The organism is Ligilactobacillus sp. (assembly GCF_036846325.1).
In the GTDB taxonomy this organism is placed as follows: Bacteria; Bacillota; Bacilli; order Lactobacillales; family Lactobacillaceae; genus Ligilactobacillus.
The window spans coordinates 1-1,778 of sequence record NZ_DAIUCE010000188.1 but is presented as its reverse complement, the minus strand read 5'-3'; the positions used below and the strand labels follow the sequence as shown (position 1 = coordinate 1,778).

At 46.1% G+C, this 1,778-nt stretch carries 1 protein-coding gene; it reads left to right on the top strand.

All coding sequences use genetic code 11. The features are described 5' to 3' along the window. Positions 1-1,778: SEC10/PgrA surface exclusion domain-containing protein (locus tag V7Z60_RS10035; protein ID WP_334117667.1), on the top strand; the 1,778-nt coding region annotated here is incomplete at both ends.

Sequence of the window (1,778 nt, the reverse complement as noted above, 5' to 3'; positions counted from 1 at the left end):
AATATGCTCTGGCAAAGCAAGCATACGACAAGACTTTGACCGACTATACCGCAACACAAAAAGCACTGGACAATGCGAAGGCAAACGAAAAGAAAGCACAGGATGCGGCTGCAAACCTTGAAAAGAACAGGGTCATCGTAAGTGATGCCTCCAAGCAGAAGGCTCAGACATTCATCAAGTCTTATCACGATTATATGAACGGCGGAAAGACGGATGACCTTGAAAATGCATACAGAAAGGCTGAACACGACTTGCTCTGGTCGTTGCAGGATGATTACAAACTCAATGAAGAAGCATATTTCGGCGATGAAGCTGACAAAAACGTCACGATTGATTTGAACAACCTGTCACAGGCGGTTCGGGAAGACCTTTCCAATTTCGTGGCTACACTCATAAACGACGTCCGCGACCAGCTGGGACTTACACCGTATGTCGGCAAAGTCATCGTGACGAAAGGCATGCTTGACATTTCGAATACCATTGCCAAACAATACGTTTCCGATGACTGGAACACTTTTGACAAAGCTCATGATTACTGGGGGATTCAAAAAGCAACAACAAAGTTCGGCATGCGTGACTCTGACGAAACCCTGGACCTTAGCTACGACAAGTTCACCAATTTGTACGAACTGAAAGTCTTTGCCAGACATGCCGTGCTCGGACAGCTGATGGACGACTTGCGGGACAACAATGCATGCGGACATACAACATCGCTGCTGGGACTGACTATCAATGAATTCTATCTCGACAGCGGAACGGTATCCGAAACGTTCTTCGGCGTATCGACAAGCTATGTCCAGGGAATCACGAATCTTCATTTCCATTTGATTCCGTATACGGTTGACAACGTAACGGGCGTGATGAAGTATGCGGATTGGGACAACGGCAAAACCGGTGATGAAAGTGAAAAGATGTTCGAACAGGCGGGCGGAAAACAGGAAATCAACAACCCTTATGCAACGCTTCAGAACAATCTGAACAATGCGAAGGCAGAAACGAGCAAGGCTCAAGTAAACTTTAACGTTGCGGAAAAGTCAAAGGCTCAAGCTGAAAAAGCATTTTTGGAAAAGCAGTCCGAAGTGAACGGCGAGACGAACGTTCAAAAACAGATTCGAAACAATCTCAATAAAGCAACGCTTTCAGCCGACAAAGCCCAGCTTGACTTCGAAAATGCGAAAAACAGGCTCGAAACGGCTCAAAACAACAGAACGCAGGCTCAAAAGACGGTCGATGCCTACACGGCAAGCGTTCAGACAAAGAAACAAGCCATGGACGAGGCAAAAGCCGAAATGGAAAAAGCGGGAATCGCTGAAAACGATGCCCAGGAAACGTTAAAAGAAAAATCCAAGGCAGACCAAAAAGCACACGATGAAGCAAATGCCAAAAACGAAGCATTTATCAAGGCAAGATATGAGGCAGACCAAGCCCAAAAAGCGGTCAGGAAGGCCGAAACAGACCTTGAAAGTGCTCAAGAGGCTTATAACGACATCAAATACGTGATTCTTTCAAATGAAAAGACCCGTGCACTCACGCAGGACGAATCAAACACGATTGCTTTGGCAGAAAGTCAGCTTGAAACTGCAAAAGCGGAACTTGCAAACGCAAAGAAGAACCTTGCCGAAAAGCAGACGGTTCTCGAAAGCGCAAAGGCTCAAGCCAACGTTGCAAATGCAGAACTGACGAAAGCAAAAGCCGAACTCGAAAGCGCAAAGAAGAACCTTGCAGAAAAGCAGGCTTATCTTGAAAAGCTTCAGAATGCTCCACAGGCATATGAAAAG